Source organism: Alphaproteobacteria bacterium (genome assembly GCA_030680745.1).
Classification (GTDB): Bacteria; Pseudomonadota; Alphaproteobacteria; order JAUXUR01; family JAUXUR01; genus JAUXUR01.
The window spans coordinates 38231-61195 of sequence record JAUXUR010000043.1 but is presented as its reverse complement, the minus strand read 5'-3'; the positions used below and the strand labels follow the sequence as shown (position 1 = coordinate 61195).

The window sequence follows — 22965 nt, the reverse complement described above, 5'->3', positions numbered from 1 at the left end:
TTGTTAATAATAACATCAAAGATTACCCTATTAGAAGACTTGGAGTTTAGAATGTTTACAAAATTGGTAGCGTCTTCGACGCTTGCTATGGCGCTGACTTTTGGCTTTGCCCAAAATGTAGATGCTAATATAGCTAAAGTTGATCCAACAATGAAAGTCACAACCGGCGGTTTTTTTAAATTTATTGGTGGGATGGTTCATAATCATCACGAACATAAAGATAAAGATTTGATTTCAAAGTATGATGCAGATAATAATCTTGTCAAAAATATTCCTTATAAAAGACGTAAGGGTGATTTTTTTATGGATGCTGAAGTGATCATCAAAGCTGATGCGATCACAAAAGATAATATTAAATATGGTGCTGAAGTACAGCTTGAAGCTAATCCAGGCAATTCACAAAAAATTGACAGACCAATTGCTATTAAAGGCATTCCAGGTCAAAAAGATTATTCTGGTGTTATTATAGGATCGCCTGATAATCCAGGTAAAGCGCATCTTATCAATGCTGATAAAGTCTATATGTATGTTTCAAAAGATGATGTTGGTCGCATTGAAGCTGGTTCTAATGATGGCGTTGCTAACGAACTTTTTTATTACGCACCAGCTTCTTTTGGTACTGGTGGATTTGATGGGCTTTATCAAGATTTCTTAGGTTCAGAAGTTGTTGATACAGCATACATCCCAAAAGGATCATTTAGATCACTTAAAGTTTCTTATTTAACGCCACGTTATGAAGGTTTTCAAGCAGGTGTTTCCTTTACACCAACAAATGCTCGCCGTGGACGCCTTATTAAAAGAAATCGTGTAGCCTTGACTGATCCAGGATTTTCAAAATTAAGTGATGAAAATTTTGAAAATATCGTTGAATATGGTCTAAATTATATCAATACCTTTGATGGCGTTGGTCTTTTCTTATCGGCAACTGGTGCTCAAGGAAAAGCACTTAAGTTTCCTGGTAGAAAATATAATGATTTAAATTCATATGGTTTTGGTGCTCAATTAGTTTATGCTGGCTATACCCTTGGTGGTAGCTGGGTGAATAATAACCGTTCAGGTTATTTCAAAGGTACACATAAAATTGCACGTCTTTCTAATGGTAAAGAACGTGGTTGGAGCATTGGACTTCAATATGAAGCAGGTCCTGTTATTATTGGTACCAATTATGCCAATATGCGTACAGCAGATGACACAACTATCTGCGGTAAAAACAAAGCAAGTGTTGTTTCAGGTGGTGCTACGTACAAGGTCGCAAGCGGTTTAAGTGTTTTCACTGAAGCAACTGGCACACATCGTAAATTAAAACGTAGCCATGAACGTCGTGATCGCGATCACCGTTCTGTTGTGCTTATCGGTTCAAAAATCGATTGGTAGACAATACTTTCCTTTTTTGCTAGAATTAGGGCGGTTTTTACCGCCCTTTTTTTATGTTCAGTATTAATGGAAATATTCATGAAATTACGCATTCTAGGTCTGTTACTCACACTCTCGGCTTGTACAAATCCAAAAATTGAAAATACGTATCCATCCTCACATAAAGATTTATATCGTTTTGGTAGTATTTTAGGAAGCCAAGGAATAAAAATTGGTGGCATAAACGATGATAAGAAAATTGATGAAAATGCTATTAAAGTAAATCGTTATTTATGGCATGCTTCTTTAGATGTACTTTCTTCTATTCTTCCTATTACATCTGCTGATCCTTATGCGGGCGCAATTATCACGGATTGGCATACTTTAGTTGAAAATCCAAATGAAATGTTTAAAATTGTTGTAACAATTGATTCAAAAGAATTGAGAGCTGACGCTTTATCCCTTAAGATATATAAAAAAGTGAAAAACCTAATGGATAAATGGCAAAATTCAAATGTATCAAAAGATACGATAGCATATTTTGAAAATGCAATTTTATCTAGAGCAAGCGAATTACGCCAAAAAGATAAGAAATAAAAATTGAGGTTGAAGATGTCACGGTATAATTTTCGAGAAATAGAAACAAAATGGCAGGCTTATTGGCGTGATCAAAAGATATTTCAGACAAAACGTGATCCATCCAAACCCAAATATTTTGTGCTTGAAATGTTTCCTTATCCTTCTGGCCGTATTCATATCGGGCATGTTCGAAATTATACTTTAGGCGATGTCATTGCGCGCTTTAAAAAAGCACAAGGATTCAATGTATTACATCCCATGGGGTGGGATTCTTTTGGATTGCCCGCAGAAAACGCGGCTATGGAAAAAAAGATTCACCCAAAAGAATGGACGCTTAAAAACATAGAAGCGATGAAAGTTCAGTTAAATACGATTGGGCTTTCATATGATTGGGATTATGAAATTGCAACTTGTTCGCCTGATTATTATAAACATCAGCAACGTTTGTTTTTAGATTTTTATGAAAACGGTCTTATTTATCAAAAAGAAAGTTGGGTTAATTGGGATCCAATTGAAAATACCGTTCTTGCTAATGAGCAAGTTATCGATGGTAAAGGGTGGCGTTCTGGCGCTCAAGTAGAAAGACGTTTGTTAAAACAGTGGTTTATGAAAATTACTGATTTTTCTGAAGAATTGTTGAATGATATTGATGATTTGGAAGATTGGCCCGAACGCGTTCGTATCATGCAACGTAATTGGATTGGTAAGTCACTTGGCGCTAAAATCGCTTTTAAAGTGATAGGTACATCTCGCGAAACAATTGATGTTTATACGACAAGACCTGATACTTTATATGGTGCTTCTTTTTGTGCGATTGCGCCTGATCATCCTTTTGCCGTTAAAATTGCAGAATCTGATGGGTCTTTACGAGAATTTCAACGTGAATGTCGCCAAATTAAAACGTCAGAACGCGATATTGATACGCTTGATAAAGTTGGATATGATACAGGTTATAAATTACGTCACCCTTTCATACCTCATTTAGAAATACCTTTATATGTCGTTAATTATGTATTAATGGATTATGGTTTGGGTGCCATTTATGGTTGTCCTGCACATGATCAACGAGATTTTGAATTTGCGAAAAAATATAATCTTCCTATTTTACCCGTTCTTGCACCACTTGATGGTAAATCTCATGATTATACAAAAGATCCTTATTTAGGCGATGGTACGCTTATTAATTCAGATTTTTTAAATAATATGAATGTTGAAGATGCCAAACAAGCTACAATCTTACGTTTAGAAGAATTGCGAGAAGGCAATTCTATGACAGTCTATCGTTTACGTGATTGGGGTATATCACGTCAACGTTATTGGGGATGTCCCATTCCCATCATTCATTGCGATCAATGTGGTGTTCAACCTGCGCCTATTTCAGATTTACCTATTGAATTGCCTGATGATGTAGATTTTTCAATTCCTGGAAATCCCCTTGATCGTCATCCAAGTTTCAAAAAAGTGAATTGTCCTAAATGTGGACGTCACGCTAAACGTGAAACAGATACATTGGATACCTTTTTTGACTCGTCTTGGTATTTCGCGCGTTTTTGTTCACCGACATTAAAAGATCAACCTTTTAACAAGCAAGATGTTAATTATTGGCTTCCTGTTGACCAATATATTGGTGGTATTGAACATGCTATTTTGCACCTTTTATATGCACGTTTTTTTACAAAAGCATTGAAAAAATGTGGAAAAATAGACATTTCTGAACCCTTCAAAGCACTTATGACGCAAGGTATGGTTTGCCATGAGACGTATAAAGACACGCATGGTAATTGGTTGACGCCTCAAGAAATTACAAAAAAAGATGATGGGTCAATTATTAAAATTTCAGACGGATCTAATGTTATTGTTGGTCGTACTGAAAAAATGAGTAAATCTAAGAAAAATGTTGTCGATACAGATGACATGATTATGACTTATGGCGCAGATGCGACGCGTCTATTTATGCTTTCTGATAGTCCGCCCGAAAAAGATTTGGAATGGACATCAAGTGGTATTGATGGATCTTGGCGTTATATCAATCGATTATGGTTGCTTATAGAAAACCTTGAATCTTTTCTCGGTGATGGACAATTTGCAATGCCAAATTCTTTCAGTGATCATGCGCTTTCATTAAGGCGTATGACGCATAAAACAATTCAGTCTGTAACAAATGACATTGAAAAGTTTAAGTTTAATAGAGTTGTGGCACAAATTCGTGAGTTTACGAACTTTTTAGAATCATATAATCTTAGTCAGCTTATAGATGTAAAATGGTCTGTTAAAGAAGCGCTTGATGTCTTGATTCTTATGTTGAATCCACTTATGCCTCATTTAGCAGAAGAATTGTGGGTGCGTATTAATCCAGAATCAAAATGTCATGACACATCATGGCCAAAATTTGATGCGACGCTTGTGATTGATGATGAGCTGCCTATCGCAATTCAAGTGAATGGTAAATTACGTGGCTCAATTATTATAAAACGTGATGATTTGGAAGAGGATGTTAAAAAAAGAGCATTAAATCATGACAATGTTCTTAAAACCATCGGTGATGCGAAAATCAAAAAAGTAATTTATGTTTCAGGACGGATTGTTAATGTACTTATTTAAAAAAATTGGATATCTAAGTTTATTGGTATTATTTGCTGCTTGTACTGTCAGGCCATTATATTACCAAAATTCACTAGAATCAGAAAACTCAAAATCTTTTATTCAAGTTTCTGCAATTACGAAGCGTTTAGGTCAAGAATTACGTAATATGTTGACAGAGAGACTCCATTTTATTCGCAGCATTGAAAATCCTATTTCCGTAAATATTTCATTAACCACTGAAACGACAGAAATTGGACGTAATCCAGATTTATCTGCATCAGTAAAACGTGTTACAGTGACTGCGAAAACAACAATTTCTAATAAAAAGGGATTTTCAAAAACAATAACAACTGAAAAATCAGACATTGTAACAATTCCATTTTCGATTTATGCGTCAATCGTTAATGAAGAAGATATTAAACGTAAGATATTGCGTGAAATTGCTAATGATATTATTCAACGAATTACAGCTTTACAAAAAGATCTTCAATGAAGGGTAATATTTTACAATTCGAAAATTATTTAAAAAATACTAAGATATTACCGAATGCTATATTTTCCTACGGAAGTGATAAATCGCAGCTTGATCATATAGTTCAATGCACAAAGAGTTTTTTGGAATTACACATTGAAAAAATTTCAACAATTTCAGTAGATTTAAAATCATCTAAAACACCGTTAGAATCTATTGAAAAAACGATATCTAAAGCTCAAAATTTTTTCTGTAAAAGTACTTTTATGCATTGTTCTAATTTGCCAGAAAAATATATTTTACCTTTTATTGAGTTTTTAAAAACGAAAGAATCAATTTATTGTTACATTGATTTATCGCATATTCCTTTATTATATAAAAGTCTTTCAAAATATGATGTGCATAATACATTTTATTTTGTTTCTGCTTATTCTTTTAAATTTGCTGAAAAAAAAAATTATATAGACCAATTTTTTAAAACGTCTTCTATTCAGCTTTCACCACATCATGCGCAGCTTTTGTCAGATCTCTTAGAAGATGATTTTCAACTGATGAATCATCAATTAAGGTCAATTGAGCTTTATGTTTATGATGCAAAGTTAGTAACAGATGATGATATAGAAAAATTTACAGAAAATGCTGGTTTTAAACATATTGATAACTTATTTTTAGATTTGCTTCTTAAAAAAAAACATGCACTTTCCAAATTATTGGATTATGTGCAAACGCAGCTTGTTGATCCTCATTTTATAGCACGGTCCTTTTTAAAATATGTGAAGAAAATTTATTATCTATCAACGACTAACATAGATACGTTGCCTATGAATTTTGAAGGAATCTCTCCTTATGTCATCAAATTAATTGCGCCTTCCCTTCCGACGTTAAAATCTTTTTATCCAGTAAAAATTTTAAGCAATTTGCTTTTCAAAATAAATAGACTTGAAGAAGAATTACGAGAGACAAAAAAAGATCCCTTGCAAACGCTGAATCAATTTTTTATTGAGTTTTATACCCTTTAGTCAGACGCGTAATGATGTCATCCAATTCAAGCAAATTATTATAATTAAGGGTTACGCTTCCTTGGTTCCCATTCGAAAGGATTTTAACATCTAAACCTAATGCACGTTTAAGGCTTTCTTCCAAGACAACAACATCTGGATTTGTCGTCAATTGATTAATATTTTGTTTCTTTCGTGGAGGGGTAGGTGATTTTTCTTGGGATGCATCCTGAGCCATTTTTTCAACATCACGAACGGATAATTTTTGATCTATAATAGCATTTAAAGCGGTTTGGGGATCATCGAAGCGCAAAAGCGCACGTGCGTGTCCGGAGCTTATTTCGCCGTTTCTTAATTTTTCTTTAATATCATCAGGCAATTGTAGCAATCTTAATGTATTTGCTATATGAGAGCGACTTTTATGAAGCGTTTCAGCTAATTGTTCTTGAGAATACGAAAATTCTTTAAGCAAACGTTCATAACCTTCGGCTTCTTCAAGTGGATTTAAATTTTGACGTATAAGATTTTCAATAAGGCCTACTTCTAAAACTTCAGCATCTTTAAAATCTTTAATAATAACGGGTATTTCTTTAAGACCTGCTTCAATTGCTGCACGCCAACGTCTCTCACCTGCAATAATTTCATATTGATTATTTTGACCTGGATTGCGTCTTACCAAAATAGGTTGTAATACGCCTTTTGATAGGATTGATTCTTTAAGTTCATTGAGTTCAGTTTCTGCAAAATGTTTGCGTGGTTGAAATTGACCCTTTTGAAGATGTTGGATATTGATAAATCTGATGGACTGAACCTTATCCAATTCCTTATAATCACTTGCCTGATCACCAAAAAGTGCAGATAATCCTTTGCCAAGTTGTTTTCTTTTAGAATTATTTTCCATTAATGCACCATTATCTTTTCACGTTTAATCAGTTCTTTAGCAAGATGAATATAAGCCTGCGATCCAGCGCATTTATAATCATAAATAATGGCTGGTTTGCCGTGTGAAGGGGCTTCTGAAATTTTAACATTACGAGGAATCACTGTTTGGTAAACTTTATCACCAAAAAATGAACGCACGTCATGTGCCACTAAATCTGATAAATTATTGCGTTTATCGTACATCGTTAGCACAATCCCCTGTAAATCAAGATCAGGGTTGAAATTAGTACGAATACGCTGAATAGTGCGCATCAGATGACTTAATCCTTCAAGTGCGTAAAATTCACATTGTAAAGGCACCAATATACTATCGGATGCAGAAAAAGCGTTAATATTTAATAGTCCTAAAGCGGGTGGACAATCTATTAATACAAAATCATAATCAATTAAATTATCACGTAAATTCTTGCGTAATTTAAATTCGCGTTTGTCATGATCAATAAGTTCTAATTCGGCGCCCGAGAGATGTTCATTCGAAGGAATAACATAAAGGTTTGGAATCTCTGTCTTAACAACACATTGCTCAATGGGCATATCCTGAATCATCAATTCATAGGTGCCATAATGACGCTGGTTGGTGCTAATACCAAGTCCGGTACTTGCATTTCCTTGTGGATCCAAATCAATGAGAAGTGTTTTTTTATTAATTGTTGATAAAGCCGTTGCTAAATTAATGCTTGTTGTTGTTTTACCCACCCCACCTTTTTGGTTTGCGATAGCAATAATTTTAGGTATTTTAAGCATTTTTGGCATTTTAATTATTTTTCTTTGTTTCAATTTTTGAAATGATCACTATTTGACCAAAATTGGGGTTAGGATTTTCGATTAGTTGAAACTCAAAAATATGTTTTTGTTGAGCTTCCTTTATTTCATCTGCTATTTTCGTGCCTTTTAGCAAACAGACTTTGCCTTCTTCTTTTAAAAGCTTTTTGGCGAGTGGCAAAATATCGATTAAAGAAGCAAAAGCGCGCGCCGTAACCCAATCGTACTGAATATCCAGATGTTTTTCAATACGATCTTCAATGATTTTTGTATTTAAATTAAGTTGCCCCTTAATATGTCGTAAAAAAGCCGTTTTTTTTAAATCTGACTCAATCAATGTAACATTATTGTAATTGTTGAGACTGAATAATAATCCTGGTAATCCTGCTCCTGAACCTAAATCAACGATTGATTCATTTTTATTTTGAATGATTTCTTGTAAACGCCAACAATCTTCAATATGTCTTTCCCAAACAATTGATTCAGTACTTTTACCGATTAAATTAATTTTTTGGTTCCATTTAAGGAGTATTTCGACATATTGCTCTATTTTGTTTTTTGTTTCACGTGAAACATTTTTCAGATTGTTCATATTATTTCTTTTTGATGTAGCGATATAATGACGTTAAGGCAGAAGGTGTAATGCCAGGAATACGAGAAGCCGCAGCAAGATTTGGCGGACAAATTTGTTTGAGCTTCATCTGCTCTTCTTTAGAAAGGGTACCCAAAGAAGTATAATCAATATTCTCAGGAATGATAAGTGATTCTTCACGTGTAACACGTTCAATATCTTCTTTTTGACGCTGAATATAAAAATGATACTTTTCTTCAATATCAATTTGTTCTAACAATACATTGTCATGTTTTTTCAAATCAGGAAACTTATCAGATAAGAATGGTAATGTAATATCATTATTGCGTAATAATTCTTGCAAGGATCTAACCTTGCCATCTTGCGCAATAACAAAACCCATTTTTAACAATTCAGTTGAAGATGTTTTAATAGAATCTAAATAAGTACGCATTTTATTAAGTTCATTCATTTTGATATTAAAATGATTGACGCGTTCAGAAGATATGAAACTATGTTTTATACCATAAGGCGTTAAACGTTGATCAGCATTGTCTGATCGTAAAACAAGTCGGTGTTCAGCACGCGATGTAAACATGCGATAAGGTTCAAGTGTTCCTTTAGTAACCAAATCATCTATCATCACACCAATATATGATTCTGTTCGTGACAATGTAAAAGGTTCAGCATTATTACATAAAAAAGCTGCATTTAATCCCGCAATCAATCCTTGAGCACCTGCTTCTTCGTACCCTGTCGTTCCATTTATTTGACCGGCAAGAAACAGGCCTTTAACTTTTTTAGTTTCAAGATTGTGTTTAAGTTCACGCGGATCGATATAATCATATTCAATGGCATAACCATATTGTTGAATAATAGCATTTTCAAGACCAACAAGGGATTTAATAAAAGTATCTTGAATAGGTTCTGACATAGACGTTGAAATACCATTTGGGTATACAAGATCTGAATCAAGTCCTTCAGGTTCCAGAAAAATATGATGTACTTCTTTGTCTGGAAACTTAACAATTTTATCTTCGATTGATGGACAATAACGTGGTCCTATCGATTGAATCTGGCCAGAATACATAGAAGATTCTTGTAAATTATTGGCGATAATGTCATGCGCATTCTTGTTTGTATACGTAAGCGCACATGCGATTTGTGGTGTTGTAATTTCTTTGGTCAAATAAGAAAAAGGTGGTGGTGGATTATCCCCTTTTTGTTCTTCAAGAATTGACCAATTAATAGATGATTTTAAAAGGCGTGGCGGCGTCCCCGTCTTAAGACGACCTAAATTAAAATTGAACTTTTCAAATGAAGCTGATAAAAAATTGGCAGGATTTTCATTAATACGACCAGCAGGATATGTGTTTTTACCGCGATGAATGATCCCGCGCAAAAATGTGCCTGTTGTAATAATTGATGCGCCACATTTCACAAGACCATTTAAATTTAAGGTAACACTTGTTAATCTGTTTTCTGCGTTACTATCAAATCCAATAACCTCATCTTCAATAATGTCAAGATGATCATATTGTGCTAATAAATCTTTTACAGCCAATGCATATAATTTTCGATCAGCTTGTGCGCGTATACCACGAACAGCAGGTCCTTTTGATTGATTAAGTACACGAAACTGAATGCCCCCTTTGTCTGCTGCAAGACCCATTAAACCGCCGAGTGCATCTATTTCACGGACTAAATGGCCCTTCCCCAATCCGCCAATGGCAGGATTACAAGACATAGCACCGATTGTTTCATATGAATGTGAAACAAGTAGAGTTTTAGCGCCTAATCGTGCTGATGCTGATGCTGCCTCAGTCCCTGCATGACCACCACCAACAACCACGACATCGTAATTTTGTGTAATTTTTTGGATAAGCATATTAATCCTATTAACTCTTTTGTTTCACGTGAAACATTATTTTCCTATACAGAAGGAAGAAAAAATCTTCCCTAAAATTTCTTCAATATCAACTTTACCTGTTAAACGCCCTAAATCAATTAACGCATGACGTAAACTTTCAGCTTTTAATTCGATTGATTTTAGTTGATCAAATTGTTGCATTGATTGCAATGATTTTTGAAGCAAATCAAATTGTCGTTGATGTGACAATATAAGGCTTGAAGATAATGAAAAATGAGTTGCAATATGATTTTTTAAAGCTGCTAAAAAATGATCAATGCCATGATTTTGTTTCAAAGATATGGGGATTACCCATGCCGGGATATCTTGATGTCTTTCACACAAATCAGCTTTATTTAAAACATATAAAGTTGAATCCAAAGGTTTATCAGGCAGTTCATATTTAGGAAATGATTGAAGATGAATAATGAAATCAGCATTTTCTTTCCAAAAAAGTGATTTTTTAATACCTTCTTGTTCAATTAAATCAGTTGTTTCACAAAGACCCGCCGTATCCACCAAAGTGACAGGAAAACCATCAATATCAAGATGGACTTCAATTGCATCGCGTGTTGTACCAGGAATAGAGGAAACAATTGCCATATCACGTTTTGCTAATTTATTAATAAGCGTTGACTTACCAACATTGGGTTCACCAATAATTGCAATGGTAATACCATCCCTAATTTTTTCACCGATTTTATAGGTAGATAAAAATCCTGTTATTTCTTGACGTAATATATCAAGATTTTTCTCAAACATTTTTATATTTGAATCTGGAATTTCACCATCAACAAAATCTATATCAGCTTCAATTAAAGCGAGAATTTCGATAAGCTTTTCACGCCACGACGTAAATAAATGTCCCTGCTCTCCAGACATTTGTCGCAATGCAAGTTTACGCTGATGTTCTGTTTCAGCTTGCAATAAGAATGACAAACCATCTATTTCAGCGAGATCTAATTTGTCATTATAAAAAGCACGTCTTGTAAATTCACCAGGTTCTGCAATACGGGTTTTAGGAAAAGAGGATAAATAAGCACTCATTTTTTTAATAATGGCAGGCGATCCATGGAGCTGAAGTTCCAAAGATTCTTCTCCCGTAAAACTGAAAGGTGCTTTAAAATAAAGAACTAAAGCTTGATCGAGGATATCCTCTTGATCATAAAGTTTTAAAAATTGAGCGTGACGATGCAAGATTTTAAAATCTGGACTCATCTTTTGAATAATAGAGAGGCATTGCGGACCAGAAAGCCTAAAAACAGCAATTGCTGATCGACCAGGTGGCGTTGAAAGAGCAAAAATAGTATCTGTCATTATAAATCTATATTTTTATCAATAAGTAAGCGGTCAACTTTTTGACCATTTTTTATGTGTTTTTCAATGAGTTCGTCAACATCATTTGTATTGTTAATTGTATACCAAACACCTTCAGGATAAACAACCAAAACAGGACCTTTATCACATTCATCAAGACAACCAGCAGCATTCACACGAATACCAGAAATATTCATTTCTTTAATTTTTGTTTTCATGTAATTTCTAAGCTGCATAGAACATTTTTGCCCACATGATCCTTTTGAATTCTCTGGATCGCGCGTATTTGTACAAAAAAATAAATGGTGTGTATAGTTTGGCTGCATCATTAAAAAAACCTATATTAGATTAAGGAGTATAATAAAATTAATACAATAATTCAAGATTTAGAAATAAAAACTTTAAAAACACCTATAGATTATATTGATATATATCATCTGAAAGGAATAATCCACAACATAAAAAATGCCATTTTTGAAATAGAAATACCGGGCAATCATACTGATTTTTCAAAAGAAATTGATCTTTATTTTAAAGGAGCTTTAAAAAAATTCCATCTTAAAATAAATCCTAAAGGCAGTGTAACACAGCAAAAAATATGGGAAGGTATTTGCAATATTCCCTATGGTATAACACTCACTTATAAAGAATTAGGGCAAAAACTAGGCATTCATCCGCGCATTATTGGAATGGGATGCAGAACAAACCCAATTCCCATCATCATCCCCTGTCATCGTGTGGTAAGTACGAATTCTAAAATGGTACATTACAGTTTTAAAAAAGGTGCTGAAACAAAAAATTGGCTTATAAATCATGAACTGAATACAAAGTAATAAAAATTTATTTAAAAAAGACTTGCAAAATAAACTATACAACCTTATGTTGTTCTTTAGTGAGTCAAGAAATTCCAACTTAAATAGTATCTGGCTAAAATCATCCGACTAAATATCAATCTGGACAATCAATCATCAATATATCACGCGTCAAAATTCAATCATCATACAATCAATCACCTGTTTTAACTAAGAAGGGTTAGAAAAAAAGAGAAATGCATTTACAAGATTTGAAAAAAAAATCACCTGAAATTTTATTGTCGCTCGCTGAAGAGCTCAAAATAGAAAATCCAAGCGCCTTACGTAAACAAGATATGATGTTTGCTATTTTGAAACAAATGGCTGAAAACGGTACTGAAATTTTTGGAAGTGGCGTCGTTGAAGTGCTTCAAGACGGTTTTGGTTTTTTACGTTCCCCTGATTCTAACTACCTCCCCGGCCCTGACGATATATATGTATCGCCCGCACAAATTCGTCGCTTCAGTTTACGTACTGGCGATACAGTTGAAGGTGAAATTCGCTCACCTAAAGAAGGCGAACGTTATTTTGCATTATTAAAAGTAAATCAAATTAATTTCCAAGATCCTGAAAAAGTTAAACACCGTATTAATTTTGATAATTTAACACCTTTATATCCAGAAGATAAAATTACACTCGAATTTGAAAGCTCTGTTAATCGTGATTTAACAACACGCGTTGTTGATTTAATCGCGCCGCTTGGTAAAGGTCAACGCGCACTTATTGTGGCACCTCCCCGCACTGGTAAAACAGTGATGCTAAAAAATATTGCCCACGCCATCACTGAAAATCATCCAGAGATTTTTTTAATCGTTCTTTTAATTGATGAGCGTCCTGAAGAAGTAACTGATATGGCACGCTCTGTTAAAGGCGAAGTCATTAGCTCAACTTTTGACGAGCCTGCTTCACGTCACGTCCAAGTGGCAGAAATGGTCATCGAAAAAGCTAAAAGACTCGTTGAACATAAACGTGATGTGGTCATTCTTTTAGATTCAATCACACGTCTCGCTCGTGCTTATAATACTGTCGTGCCCTCATCTGGTAAAGTTTTGACCGGTGGTGTTGATGCCAATGCGCTTCAACGTCCTAAACGCTTTTTTGGTGCCGCACGTAATATCGAGCAAGGCGGTTCAATGACAATTATTGCGACAGCTTTGGTTGAAACAGGGTCACGAATGGACGAAGTTATCTTTGAAGAATTCAAAGGAACGGGTAATTCGGAAATTATTCTTGATCGTAAACTCGCTGATAAACGCACATTCCCTGCTATTGATATTACGCGTTCTGGAACACGTAAAGAGGAATTGTTGGTCGATAAAGCAACCCTTACCAAAATGTGGGTTTTACGTCGTATTCTGATGCCTATGGGGCCGACAGATTCAATGGAATTCTTGATTGATAAATTGAAAGATTCCAAATGTAATCAGGATTTCTTTGAAGCGATGAATAGCTAGTACAAAAAAAGGTGCATTTTATTATGCACCTTTTGAATTATTTATTGTTTTTTAATAATAAAACTGTCTTTGTTGTTCATATACATTAGCTTTGTTGAATAAAAAATAATGCTGTTTTGTTAGGTAGACCTGTCCTAAAATTAATGATATATGTGATATTTAATCAATCTTAGGGTTTTGAAATGAAAAAAACAATTCTAATTACTTTGGGCAGTTTCTTGCTTTCAACTAGTTTATTAACGGCCGACACAATGCCAGCGTCAGTTCAAAAAGGGCAATTTTCTTTTTCAGGATTTGCGGGTATGGCATTGACGAAAACAAAATCGCAATACGATATTTATACAAAAGGTAATTATACTCATTCGACTCAAACTGCTCCAGGTGTATTCCACACCACTAAGGAATCATTCTTTCAAACAAATAAACTTAGATCTAAGAACGCATCATTTAGACCATCTTTAGAAGCTGCTTATGGTGTTATGGAAAATTGGGAAATTTTAGCCAAATTTACCTATTTTAAAATTGGTGGAAAAAAACAAACTTATGATCGTATTAACCTTTTAAATGGTGCATGGATTCAACCTAAATTTGCATCACAAGACGTAAATGTGTTTGGTACGTATTTAGGAACACGATATTATTTCCAAGCGCATAATTATTTCAGACCATTTATTGGTGTTGCTGTTGGTGGATTATGGGCTAAGTACAAAAATTCTTTAAGCTTGAGCGTTGACGCTGGATTTGAAGTACCTGTATCCGAAAATGTATCTTTTATTACTAAGGTTGAAACATTCTCTGGACGCCTCAGACAGAAAATTAAAAACAAAACTACATCTTCAGGTAAAGTTGATTTTAAACAAGACTTTTCAAGAAATCGTGGGAAAATTGGTGGGTTACCACTTTCTTTAGGGATTAAAGTAAAACTTTAGTTTTGTTCTAGAGGCCTTTTTAGGCCTCTTTTTCTTTCCTTTATGTCGATAATCTTTTAAGGTGGAAATGTTTTAACCCTACTTTAAAAGATACATAATGAAATTTTTAAAAAAAATCTTCCTTATTCTTATTTTCCTAAGCATCACTAGTTTTACTATTTTTCGTATTCTTGATACCTATTTTCCGCTTAATCTAAAACGGTTTGAAGATCATTCTCTGTTGTTTGAAGATATAAATGGAAAATTAATTCATTGCCTTAAAACGAATGACGATCAATGGCGTATTCCTATTGATATTAATAAAATTGATCCAAACTATTTAAAATACCTCATCGAAAAAGAAGATAAAAATTTTTATACGCATTTTGGTGTTGATTTTAAAGCTATAGGACGTGCAATTTTTCAAAATATCACAAAAGGTAAAATCTTTTCAGGTGCATCAACTTTAACGATGCAAACGGCACGATTACTTGAACCTCGTCCAAGGACATATCTATCAAAACTTATTGAAGTTTTTAGGTCCTTTCAACTTGAATATCATTACTCAAAAAAAGAAATTCTAAAATTTTATGTGAATCTAGTACCTTTTGGCGGCAATTTAGAAGGTGTCCGTACAGCGAGTCTTGCTTATTTTAAAAAAGAACCAGATCGTTTGTTGACGTCCGAAATAGCATTGCTTATATCCATTCCACAATCCCCTACACGTTTAAGGCCCGATCGATATCCTAATCAAGCTTTACAAAAAAGAAATCAAACGCTTGATATTTTTCATCAGAAAAATTTTTTGGATGAAAAAACATATTTAGCAGCCATTCAAGATAAAATACCGTCCAAACGACATATTTTCCCTAATTTAATACCACATTTAGCGTATAGTTTGCATGATGAAACAAAAATAATTAAAACAACTTTAAATAAACAAATTCAAGAAAAGTTAATTCATCTTTTGAAAGAAACGTCTCAAAACATTCCTAAAAATGCAAATGCATGTGCCATTATCCATAATCATCAAAAAAATGAAATTGTGGCTTATGTTGGATCGACAGATTTTTTTAATAAGGATCGATTAGGCCAAAATGATTTCTGCCAAGCGATACGGTCTCCTGGATCAACGTTGAAACCACTTATTTTTGGCCTCGCCTTTGATGAGGGGCTCATTGAACCTGAAACATTATTCCATGATGAACGCAAACATTTTGGTGCTTACGCACCTCATAATTTTGATCGAGCCTATCACGGCATTATGTCAGCAAGTGAAACATTGCAATTATCACTTAATATACCCTCTGTGGAGCTTCTCAATTTATTGGGGCCCATTCGTTTTTATGCTGCTTTAAAGTCCATTGGTATTAATCCAGAATTTCAAAGCAAAGATGTTAAGCCCAATCTTTCTATGGCGTTGGGTGGTGTTGGATTAAAGCTTGTTGATCTTGTTAAAATTTTCAGTACTTTTGCAACAGAAGGTCAGGCTTTTGATATTCATTATGTGCAAAACCAAACAGCCGCAGCGCCTAAATTTTTGCTTTATCCAAGCTCAGCCATCAAGGTCAAAGAAATTTTAGAAAAAAATCCTTTTTCTTTTCTAAATAATCAAAAAATTGCCCTCAAAACAGGGACATCTTATGGATATCGTGATGCCCTCGCCCTCGCATTTAATGATCAATATACAATTGGTGTTTGGGTAGGAATGCCTAAAGAAGGGTCATTGAATGAAAAAACAGGTTTTGAATTGGCTGTGCCCATATTAAGGCAAGTCTTTGATATATTGCCCAAATCTAACAATCATTCATCAAACATGCCTGTTAATGAAATACCCAATTCTTTTAAATTGAAACCTTTTTTAAAACAACATGTACTCGTGTCTAAAAAAGAAGTAATTGCTTCAAAATTTGAAATGAGCTTTCCACAGAAAGATTCTTTATTGATGATTACGAAAGGAGACATGGTACCTATTCGTTTTAAAGGAGGTCAAAAGCCGTATCGTCTATACGTTAATAATTCATTAGAATATATTGATGTGTTTCAAAAAAAATTAACATTTTTACCTAAGGATGAAGGTTTTTACACTTTAACATTACAAGATAAAAATGGTAATTATGATTCAGTTAACATTGAAATACGCTGGAATCAGTAAAGTTTAGGAGTCCGTTTATAAAAACAGGACTCCTGTTTTGTTAAGTCATTTTAAAATTAAGTATTAAGCTTAACGAACTAATAAATCAAAAATTGGTTTTTCAAGTTTGCCAATCATTTTTCGAAACTCATTAGCATTTTGAAGATAATTGTATAATTGACCATATTTTACGTTCTTATTATAGTAATTTTTACCTTCAGGATAAGAAAGAACGTACCCTTCACCCAAACTTTTAACAGCAAGTGAAAATTTTGGGATTAGTTTTAAAATAGATTCAATAATAAATTTAGGCTCTGTACTACCTTCTCTTATTTCTTTCTTTATGGTCGAGATTTTTTGAGGGGTTATACGATTGAATAAATCAGTATAGTAATCTTGGTCATATTCAGAAATAAAAACATCTTTGTTGCTTACCCAATCAAGACCTTCGCCATTAGGAATAAAGACACGATTTATAAGCCTATCTATAACTTTTTGAGAAAAAAGAGAACCATCTCCCATTTGAGCAGCTTGGTCATTGTTAGGATGCGATACACCAGCAACATCAATCCATGAAAATTCTTTTGTTCCTTTATCATAAAAGAAATTGTGAGGATGTCCATCAGGATGCTCCAACAAGGGCATATGATTTGCTATAAGCAAACGATCAAGATTACCCATTTGTGTTCCCATAGCTTTAAACATTGTCTGTACATCATTATCGCTCATATCGTGGATATCTAACGTTCCTATGGCTTTTCCTTTAGCCAATATTTGAAGCTCGGCATAATCATTTCCGACTTTAATTAATTCTTGTCCTACAATTATTTTTGGAATAACAAGGTTATTATTTGAAGCAATTTGATTAAGGTTGTTAATGAATTTTAACTCATCAGTTTTTCCTTTTTTTGCTGCTTCAAAAGATCCTCTGGAGTTCGTAACTTTTATAACTAATTTTTGTTGAGCATCCGTTACATAGATTAGTTGCTTAGCTTCAGGGCCTCGTCCTTCTTTAATTGTAACAATGTTAGTTGCTGCACTTAATTGTCCTGATTGTTGAAATTCTTGAACAATGTTTTTAACTTTAAGTACACTCTCAGGATTCATCCTCTCAAAAGGATTTGGTATATTCGCAATATTAACGTTTTGATTTACGCGTGGAGATTGCTGGGCTGATACATTGATATTATTGTTATTTTGAGGAACAATATTATGAGCATTGTTGTTACGATTTACTTGTTCAGGCTGTATAACATCACCGTCAGCATTATAAACACGTAAACCCTTAACAATAGTACTGCCATTTACAACAACTTTGTATAAGCACTTTTCTGTAAAATGTTTATAAATGTTGCGCTCACTCGTCGGCTTTATTTGTATGTGTTGTCCTCTTAAAAGTGCATTGTTTAGTTCATCTGCTTTTTGGTAGAGTGTTGTGTTTTTGTTTGTATAATCATGATCACCACCACGAACTTTAAATAAATGACCTACAAACTTAAAATCTTTTCGTTCATTTTTTGCATTTTTAATAAAATTTTCAATAACTATTTTGTGATTTGCTTCAGTGCTATCAACAACTGGCCATTCCCAAGCAAAAGAATTAGTAGATTGACACAATAACGTCAAACCCAAAACTGTAGATAATAGTAATTTTTTAAACATTTTAAAATCCTTATTTAAGTTAAAATTAATAATAAAGTAATTATGAACTATACATTAATAAATGTCAATTTATTTACAATAATAATTATTATTTTTAATAAAAAATCCTTTTCAACACTTAAGTCAAAAAGGATTTTGATTAATATGTCTGAAGGGCTTAAATAGCCCCTCATATTTACTTGATAGTTAGTTTGATATTGGTCTTAGGATACGCAAACGAGAATTTCCTGGTTCTTTGAACCACATTTTTCTAAAGACTAAGCCATGATAATTGCCTGAACATCGCGTCATTTCAGCAATAATTACTTCGTTTGAATTATGTGGGTTCGGAAATGGATCTACAATCGTCATCACATGTCCTTCACTACCATTGGTATGGCGTTGAACAAGGATATCGCCTGCTTTACGATTCGCGTAATAGTTCACAGGTTTTAACATTTTAGCTAATTTTTTAGCAATGCCCATGTTGCAATTATCTTTGTAATAATCTCCACCAACTCTTAATTTATTACCGTTGATGTAACAATAGTCATAGCCTGCATTTTCATTGTTAAGATAGTCATAAGCGGCAGCAAAATGCCATGACATGGCGCGTTCATTTTGAATCCAATCATTATCTGGAAAAAGTTTACGCAAGACCATAATGGACAAGCCGGAACAATCTGTGAAAATATTTTCATAAACGCCAGGTGCTTGCATATTATTTGGTAAATTAGCAATTTGTTGTTTAATTTTTTTGACAACATCACCATGTTTCACATAATTATGCGCTGGGGTATAAAGAACACCATCTACACAAAGATGGGTTTGCTTAAGGATGTTTCGTGCATTTTCTTTGCTTGGTAAATTTTTATGGAACAACCCACCTATTTTAGAAAGAAGTGTACTAAATTGTTGTTTATATCCATTTTGAGAAGATTGAACAGCCGCAATGTAGAATTGTGCTTGTAAAAGTGCATGTGCGTCACCGCCTTTGGAAGATTTTAAAGCATCATCCAATTTTCCACGTAAAAGAGACGGATGATTTCTGATTAAGTTAATGGCGTCACTCATATATTCTGTTGGATATGAAAGCTGGTTACCAAAATCAAGCCCTCGCTCTTCATGCCCTTCACTGATAACACCTAAATTTTTTACTCTTTGAAGAAGTGCTTTATCTTCGTTCATCGCATTGATAACATCATTAGCTGACACTTGACCATGTTTTTGAATATAATCAGCAAAAAGAATAGGATCTTGAATATCTGCAAGATCAGCTGCTTTTATATGGTTAAAAGCGTGTTTCAAGATGTTATGATTTTTGTATGTGTTTAGTAAGCCTTTTACGACATTGTGGTCAACATTTGTAGGGGCACCACGTCCTAATGGTCTGTTATACCAACCTTCGATAAGGGGCGCATCTACGCTAGGTAATTGATCAGCAACAATTGGTTGTGGTTGAGCAATATCGCTATCAGCCGCATAAACACGGAAACCTTCGATAAAAGTTACATCATCTCTATTAGTTATAATAATTTTGTATTTGCAGCGTTCTTCAAAATTTTTGTATATTTCTTCTTCGCTTGTTGGTTTTATTTCGATGTGATAACCCTTTAAATACGCATTTTCTAAAGTATCGATATGATTAAACAAATCATAGTTTTGATCGATGGCATAATTATTGCCGCCACGAACTTTAAATTGATGACCTATATATTGAAACGTAGATCTTTCATTTTTCGCATTTTCAATAAATTTTTTGATAACTGGGTCATGCGTTTGAATATCACTATCAATCACGGGCCAATTTACAGAATAGGAATCTGTAGACTGACACAATAACGTCAAGCCCAAAATTGTAGATAATATTAGTTTGTTACTCATTTTAACTTCCTTTTAATAAATTAATACATTTTAATATGAAGTCACAATATGACAATATTGCTGTCATGTCAAGAAAATAATCTATTTATCATAAAGACAATGTTAAATAGTATAAAAATCAATAGTTTTATTAATGTATAGTCAGTTTTTATTTTTTTTTAGAACACTGATACATTAGCTCATAATTTGAGGTCACGAGATTTGTGGTGCGTTTATGACATATCTTAATAAAATATACGTATTTCATTTGTTTTTCTTTTGATTGTAGTATTATTTTGGTACTATCTTACTAGGCTAGGGATATATTATAAATTAGATGCTATATTTAAACGAACATAATCTTCCTATTTTTTCTGTTTCTGAACTGTCTTCTGCACTCAAAAAAACCGTTGAAGATCAATTTTCTTTAGTGCGTGTCCGGGGTGAAATTTCGGGTTTTAAACGTGCAACATCAGGCCATGTTTATTTTACACTCAAAGATCAAGACGCGATATTAGATGCGGTCGCTTGGCGTGGTACGGCCCTTAAATTTCCTTTTAATCCTGAAGATGGGTTAGAGGTTATTTGTCGTGGAAAAATTACAACTTTTCCTGGACGGTCGAAATATCAAATTATTGTTGATTCGATGGAACTTGCGGGTGAGGGCGCTCTTCTTGCTTTGCTTGAAAAAAGAAAGCAAAAACTACTCGCTGAAGGATTATTTGATCCAGCACGTAAAAAACCTATTCCATTTTTGCCTTTAATCATTGGTGTTATTACATCGCCAACAGGTTCTGTCATTCGTGATATTTTGCATAGGATTCAAGATCGTTTTCCCAGCCGCGTTTTAGTTTGGCCCTGTCTTGTGCAAGGGGAAGGTGCAAAAGATCAAATAGCAGCAGCCATCAACGGCTTTAATCAATTAAGCCCCGCATCCGGCTTACGACCCGATTTATTAATTGTTGCGCGTGGCGGTGGTTCTATTGAAGATCTTTGGGCCTTTAATGAAGAAATTGTAGTACGTGCGGCTGCAAATTCAAGCATTCCTTTGATTTCAGCCATTGGTCACGAAACAGATACAACTTTAATTGATTTTGCGTCAGATTTGCGTGCACCAACACCAAGTGCTGCAGCTGAAATGGCAGTACCCGTTAGGCAAGAGCTTTATGAAAAATTGGTACATTTACAATTCAGGGCAAGTCATTCTGCACGTAAAAAAGTACAAATTCACGCTTTAAATTTAACCAATATTACAAAACATTTAAAACAAGTATTATCCAAATTTGATGAAAAAAATCAAAAATTGGATCTCTATAGTGAAAAACTTCAACATTCTGTTCGTTTATTAATGGCTGAAAAAACTAATACTTTTCAAGCTATTAGTCACAAAATATTACATCCTAAACATAAGGTGCAATTGATGGAACAAGAAGCAAAAAATCTATTTAAAACATTCAAAGAATCTTATGAAAAAACAATAACATTTAAAACAAATGCGTTTAAACAAATTGCAGGATTTTTAAAACCCTCTTCTATTGTTAATAATATCCAAAAAAATCATGAAAATTTAAATCTTTATCAAAAAGCGATGACAAAAAACGTGTCGCAATTGATGAAAGACAAAATCAATATTACGCAGCAAAATGCAGTTTTATTAAAGACACTTTCCTATGAAAATACACTTAACCGCGGATTTGTAATCGTTGAAAACCAGGATCACAAAACAATTACAAGCGTTGAAAATATTAAACAAAATGACAATGTAATGCTTCGATTCAAAGATGGAAAAGTTAAAGCTAAAGTTCAATAAACATGTTGTTATCTTTGGAAAAATTAAGTTTCTTCTTTAATTTGCAAAAAAATAATTTTTGTTTTACCGTAAACACGTTCGTCTATTTGTGTTAAAAAATTAGGCCAGTTGGGATTAACATTTTTTAATTCCTCGACCATAAAATAGGTTTCTTTCTTAAACCAATTTTTTGATTTAAACGCCACAAGTGCTTTTTCAGCGAGTTGCATATTATACGGTGGATCTATAAAAACAAAATCAACAGGATGTGACGCCATTGGTGGATTGAGTGCATCCATTTGTCGAAAAATTATTTGATCAATAAGTTTAAGATTTTCAGCATTTTGACGTGCGACCAGATGTGCTTCTTTTAATGTATCGAAATAGATGACAGATTGTGCGCCTCGGGAAAGAGACTCAAATCCAAGAGCGCCCGTGCCGCCAAAAATATCTAATACAATTTTGTCAGCAAAAGAAAAGTTTAATTTGTGTTCAATAATATTGAAAGCTGCTTGTCTGACGCGATCACTTGTGGGTCGAATTGATTCAGTTTGGGGTGAGACGAGGAGTCGTCCACGTAATTGGCCTGCTATAATTCTCATATGCTCAAATTCTTTCAAATTGTGGAGGGCGTCAGATTTCGGGATTTACTATACTCTCATGTATGAAGAATACACTCCGTTTGCTCACCACTTATCTTCCTACCCACACTTTGAAATAATCCGAGCAATGTTTTATGAAAAAATGGTGGGCGCACTAGGGATCGAACCTAGGACCCGCTGATTAAGAGTCAGCTGCTCTCCCAACTGAGCTACGCACCCGTGACTTTAAATTCAAGG

The 22965-nt window shown here is 33.9% G+C and carries 18 protein-coding genes and 1 tRNA gene; 9 read left to right on the top strand and 10 right to left on the bottom strand.

The genetic code is table 11. The annotated features are described in order from the left end of the window. The first annotated feature begins 51 nt into the window (after positions 1 to 51). From Q8L85_04200 to Q8L85_04180, 5 genes are all read left to right on the top strand, one after another. Positions 52 to 1374: a porin gene (locus Q8L85_04200; protein ID MDP1723883.1), complete on the top strand. Its 1323-nt coding sequence runs from the start codon at positions 52 to 54 to the stop codon at positions 1372 to 1374. Between the two features lie 78 nt (positions 1375 to 1452). Beyond that, the gene (locus Q8L85_04195) at positions 1453 to 1950 is read left to right on the top strand and encodes a DUF3576 domain-containing protein (GenBank protein MDP1723882.1); all 498 of its coding nucleotides are present in this window, start codon (positions 1453 to 1455) and stop codon (positions 1948 to 1950) included. Positions 1951 to 1965: 15 nt separating this feature from the next. Beyond that, entirely contained in the window at positions 1966 to 4533 is a 2568-nt protein-coding gene (leuS, locus tag Q8L85_04190) for a leucine--tRNA ligase (protein ID MDP1723881.1), read from the top strand. Beyond that, entirely contained in the window at positions 4520 to 5008 is a 489-nt protein-coding gene (gene lptE / locus Q8L85_04185) for an LPS assembly lipoprotein LptE (GenBank protein ID MDP1723880.1), read from the top strand. The genes leuS and lptE overlap by 14 nt, the downstream gene beginning before the upstream one ends. Beyond that, complete coding sequence (locus Q8L85_04180) at positions 5005 to 6006, top strand: hypothetical protein (GenBank protein MDP1723879.1); 1002 nt, start codon at positions 5005 to 5007, stop codon at positions 6004 to 6006. Before lptE ends, Q8L85_04180 begins: the two co-directional genes overlap by 4 nt. On the opposite strand, the gene Q8L85_04175 is transcribed toward Q8L85_04180, so the two are convergent. Genes Q8L85_04175 through Q8L85_04150 form a run of 6 tightly spaced genes read right to left on the bottom strand, consistent with a single transcriptional unit; the run spans position 5984 to position 11815 of the window. After that, complete coding sequence (locus Q8L85_04175) at positions 5984 to 6886, bottom strand: ParB/RepB/Spo0J family partition protein (protein MDP1723878.1); 903 nt, start codon at positions 6884 to 6886, stop codon at positions 5984 to 5986. The two genes, Q8L85_04180 and Q8L85_04175, sit on opposite strands and share 23 nt — an antisense overlap. Continuing rightward, on the bottom strand, positions 6886 to 7671 hold the full coding sequence (locus Q8L85_04170; protein ID MDP1723877.1) for a ParA family protein: 786 nt from the start codon (positions 7669 to 7671) through the stop codon (positions 6886 to 6888). The genes Q8L85_04175 and Q8L85_04170 overlap by 1 nt, the downstream gene beginning before the upstream one ends. 10 nt (positions 7672 to 7681) lie before the next feature. Further along, entirely contained in the window at positions 7682 to 8281 is a 600-nt protein-coding gene (rsmG, locus tag Q8L85_04165; protein MDP1723876.1) for a 16S rRNA (guanine(527)-N(7))-methyltransferase RsmG, read from the bottom strand. A gap of 1 nt (position 8282) precedes the next feature. Then, positions 8283 to 10148 (bottom strand): tRNA uridine-5-carboxymethylaminomethyl(34) synthesis enzyme MnmG, encoded by a 1866-nt coding sequence (mnmG, locus tag Q8L85_04160; protein ID MDP1723875.1) that lies wholly within the window; start codon positions 10146 to 10148, stop codon positions 8283 to 8285. Between the two features lie 36 nt (positions 10149 to 10184). Beyond that, positions 10185 to 11486: a tRNA uridine-5-carboxymethylaminomethyl(34) synthesis GTPase MnmE gene (gene mnmE, locus Q8L85_04155; protein MDP1723874.1), complete on the bottom strand. Its 1302-nt coding sequence runs from the start codon at positions 11484 to 11486 to the stop codon at positions 10185 to 10187. After that, positions 11486 to 11815: a (2Fe-2S) ferredoxin domain-containing protein gene (locus tag Q8L85_04150; protein MDP1723873.1), complete on the bottom strand. Its 330-nt coding sequence runs from the start codon at positions 11813 to 11815 to the stop codon at positions 11486 to 11488. The genes mnmE and Q8L85_04150 overlap by 1 nt, the downstream gene beginning before the upstream one ends. Before the next feature lie 719 nt (positions 11816 to 12534). On the opposite strand from Q8L85_04150, the gene rho reads away from it, so the two are divergent. The 3 genes from rho to pbpC all read left to right on the top strand — a co-directional run bounded on the left by rho (position 12535) and on the right by pbpC (position 16854). Continuing rightward, positions 12535 to 13791, top strand: coding sequence for a transcription termination factor Rho (gene rho / locus Q8L85_04145; protein ID MDP1723872.1), 1257 nt, complete (start codon positions 12535 to 12537; stop codon positions 13789 to 13791). A gap of 182 nt (positions 13792 to 13973) precedes the next feature. Continuing rightward, on the top strand, positions 13974 to 14720 hold the full coding sequence (locus Q8L85_04140; GenBank protein ID MDP1723871.1) for a hypothetical protein: 747 nt from the start codon (positions 13974 to 13976) through the stop codon (positions 14718 to 14720). A gap of 97 nt (positions 14721 to 14817) precedes the next feature. Continuing rightward, on the top strand, positions 14818 to 16854 hold the full coding sequence (gene pbpC / locus Q8L85_04135) for a penicillin-binding protein 1C (protein ID MDP1723870.1): 2037 nt from the start codon (positions 14818 to 14820) through the stop codon (positions 16852 to 16854). A gap of 69 nt (positions 16855 to 16923) precedes the next feature. Here pbpC and Q8L85_04130 read toward each other — a convergent pair whose 3' ends face one another. After that, positions 16924 to 18495 carry a hypothetical protein gene (locus Q8L85_04130; GenBank protein ID MDP1723869.1) on the bottom strand — a complete coding sequence of 524 codons (1572 nt, stop codon included), beginning with the start codon at positions 18493 to 18495 and terminating at the stop codon, positions 16924 to 16926. A 186-nt stretch (positions 18496 to 18681) separates the two neighbouring features. Further along, positions 18682 to 20358 (bottom strand): hypothetical protein, encoded by a 1677-nt coding sequence (locus Q8L85_04125; GenBank protein MDP1723868.1) that lies wholly within the window; start codon positions 20356 to 20358, stop codon positions 18682 to 18684. A gap of 316 nt (positions 20359 to 20674) precedes the next feature. Between Q8L85_04125 and xseA the strand changes: the two genes are divergently transcribed. After that, complete coding sequence (xseA, locus tag Q8L85_04120) at positions 20675 to 22147, top strand: exodeoxyribonuclease VII large subunit (GenBank protein ID MDP1723867.1); 1473 nt, start codon at positions 20675 to 20677, stop codon at positions 22145 to 22147. A gap of 23 nt (positions 22148 to 22170) precedes the next feature. On the opposite strand, the gene rsmD is transcribed toward xseA, so the two are convergent. Both rsmD and Q8L85_04110 read right to left on the bottom strand, forming a co-directional pair. Further along, positions 22171 to 22746 carry a 16S rRNA (guanine(966)-N(2))-methyltransferase RsmD gene (gene rsmD, locus Q8L85_04115; protein ID MDP1723866.1) on the bottom strand — a complete coding sequence of 192 codons (576 nt, stop codon included), beginning with the start codon at positions 22744 to 22746 and terminating at the stop codon, positions 22171 to 22173. 125 nt (positions 22747 to 22871) lie between these two features. Next, a tRNA-Lys gene (locus tag Q8L85_04110) sits at positions 22872 to 22947 on the bottom strand. Positions 22948 to 22965: the final 18 nt, after the last annotated feature.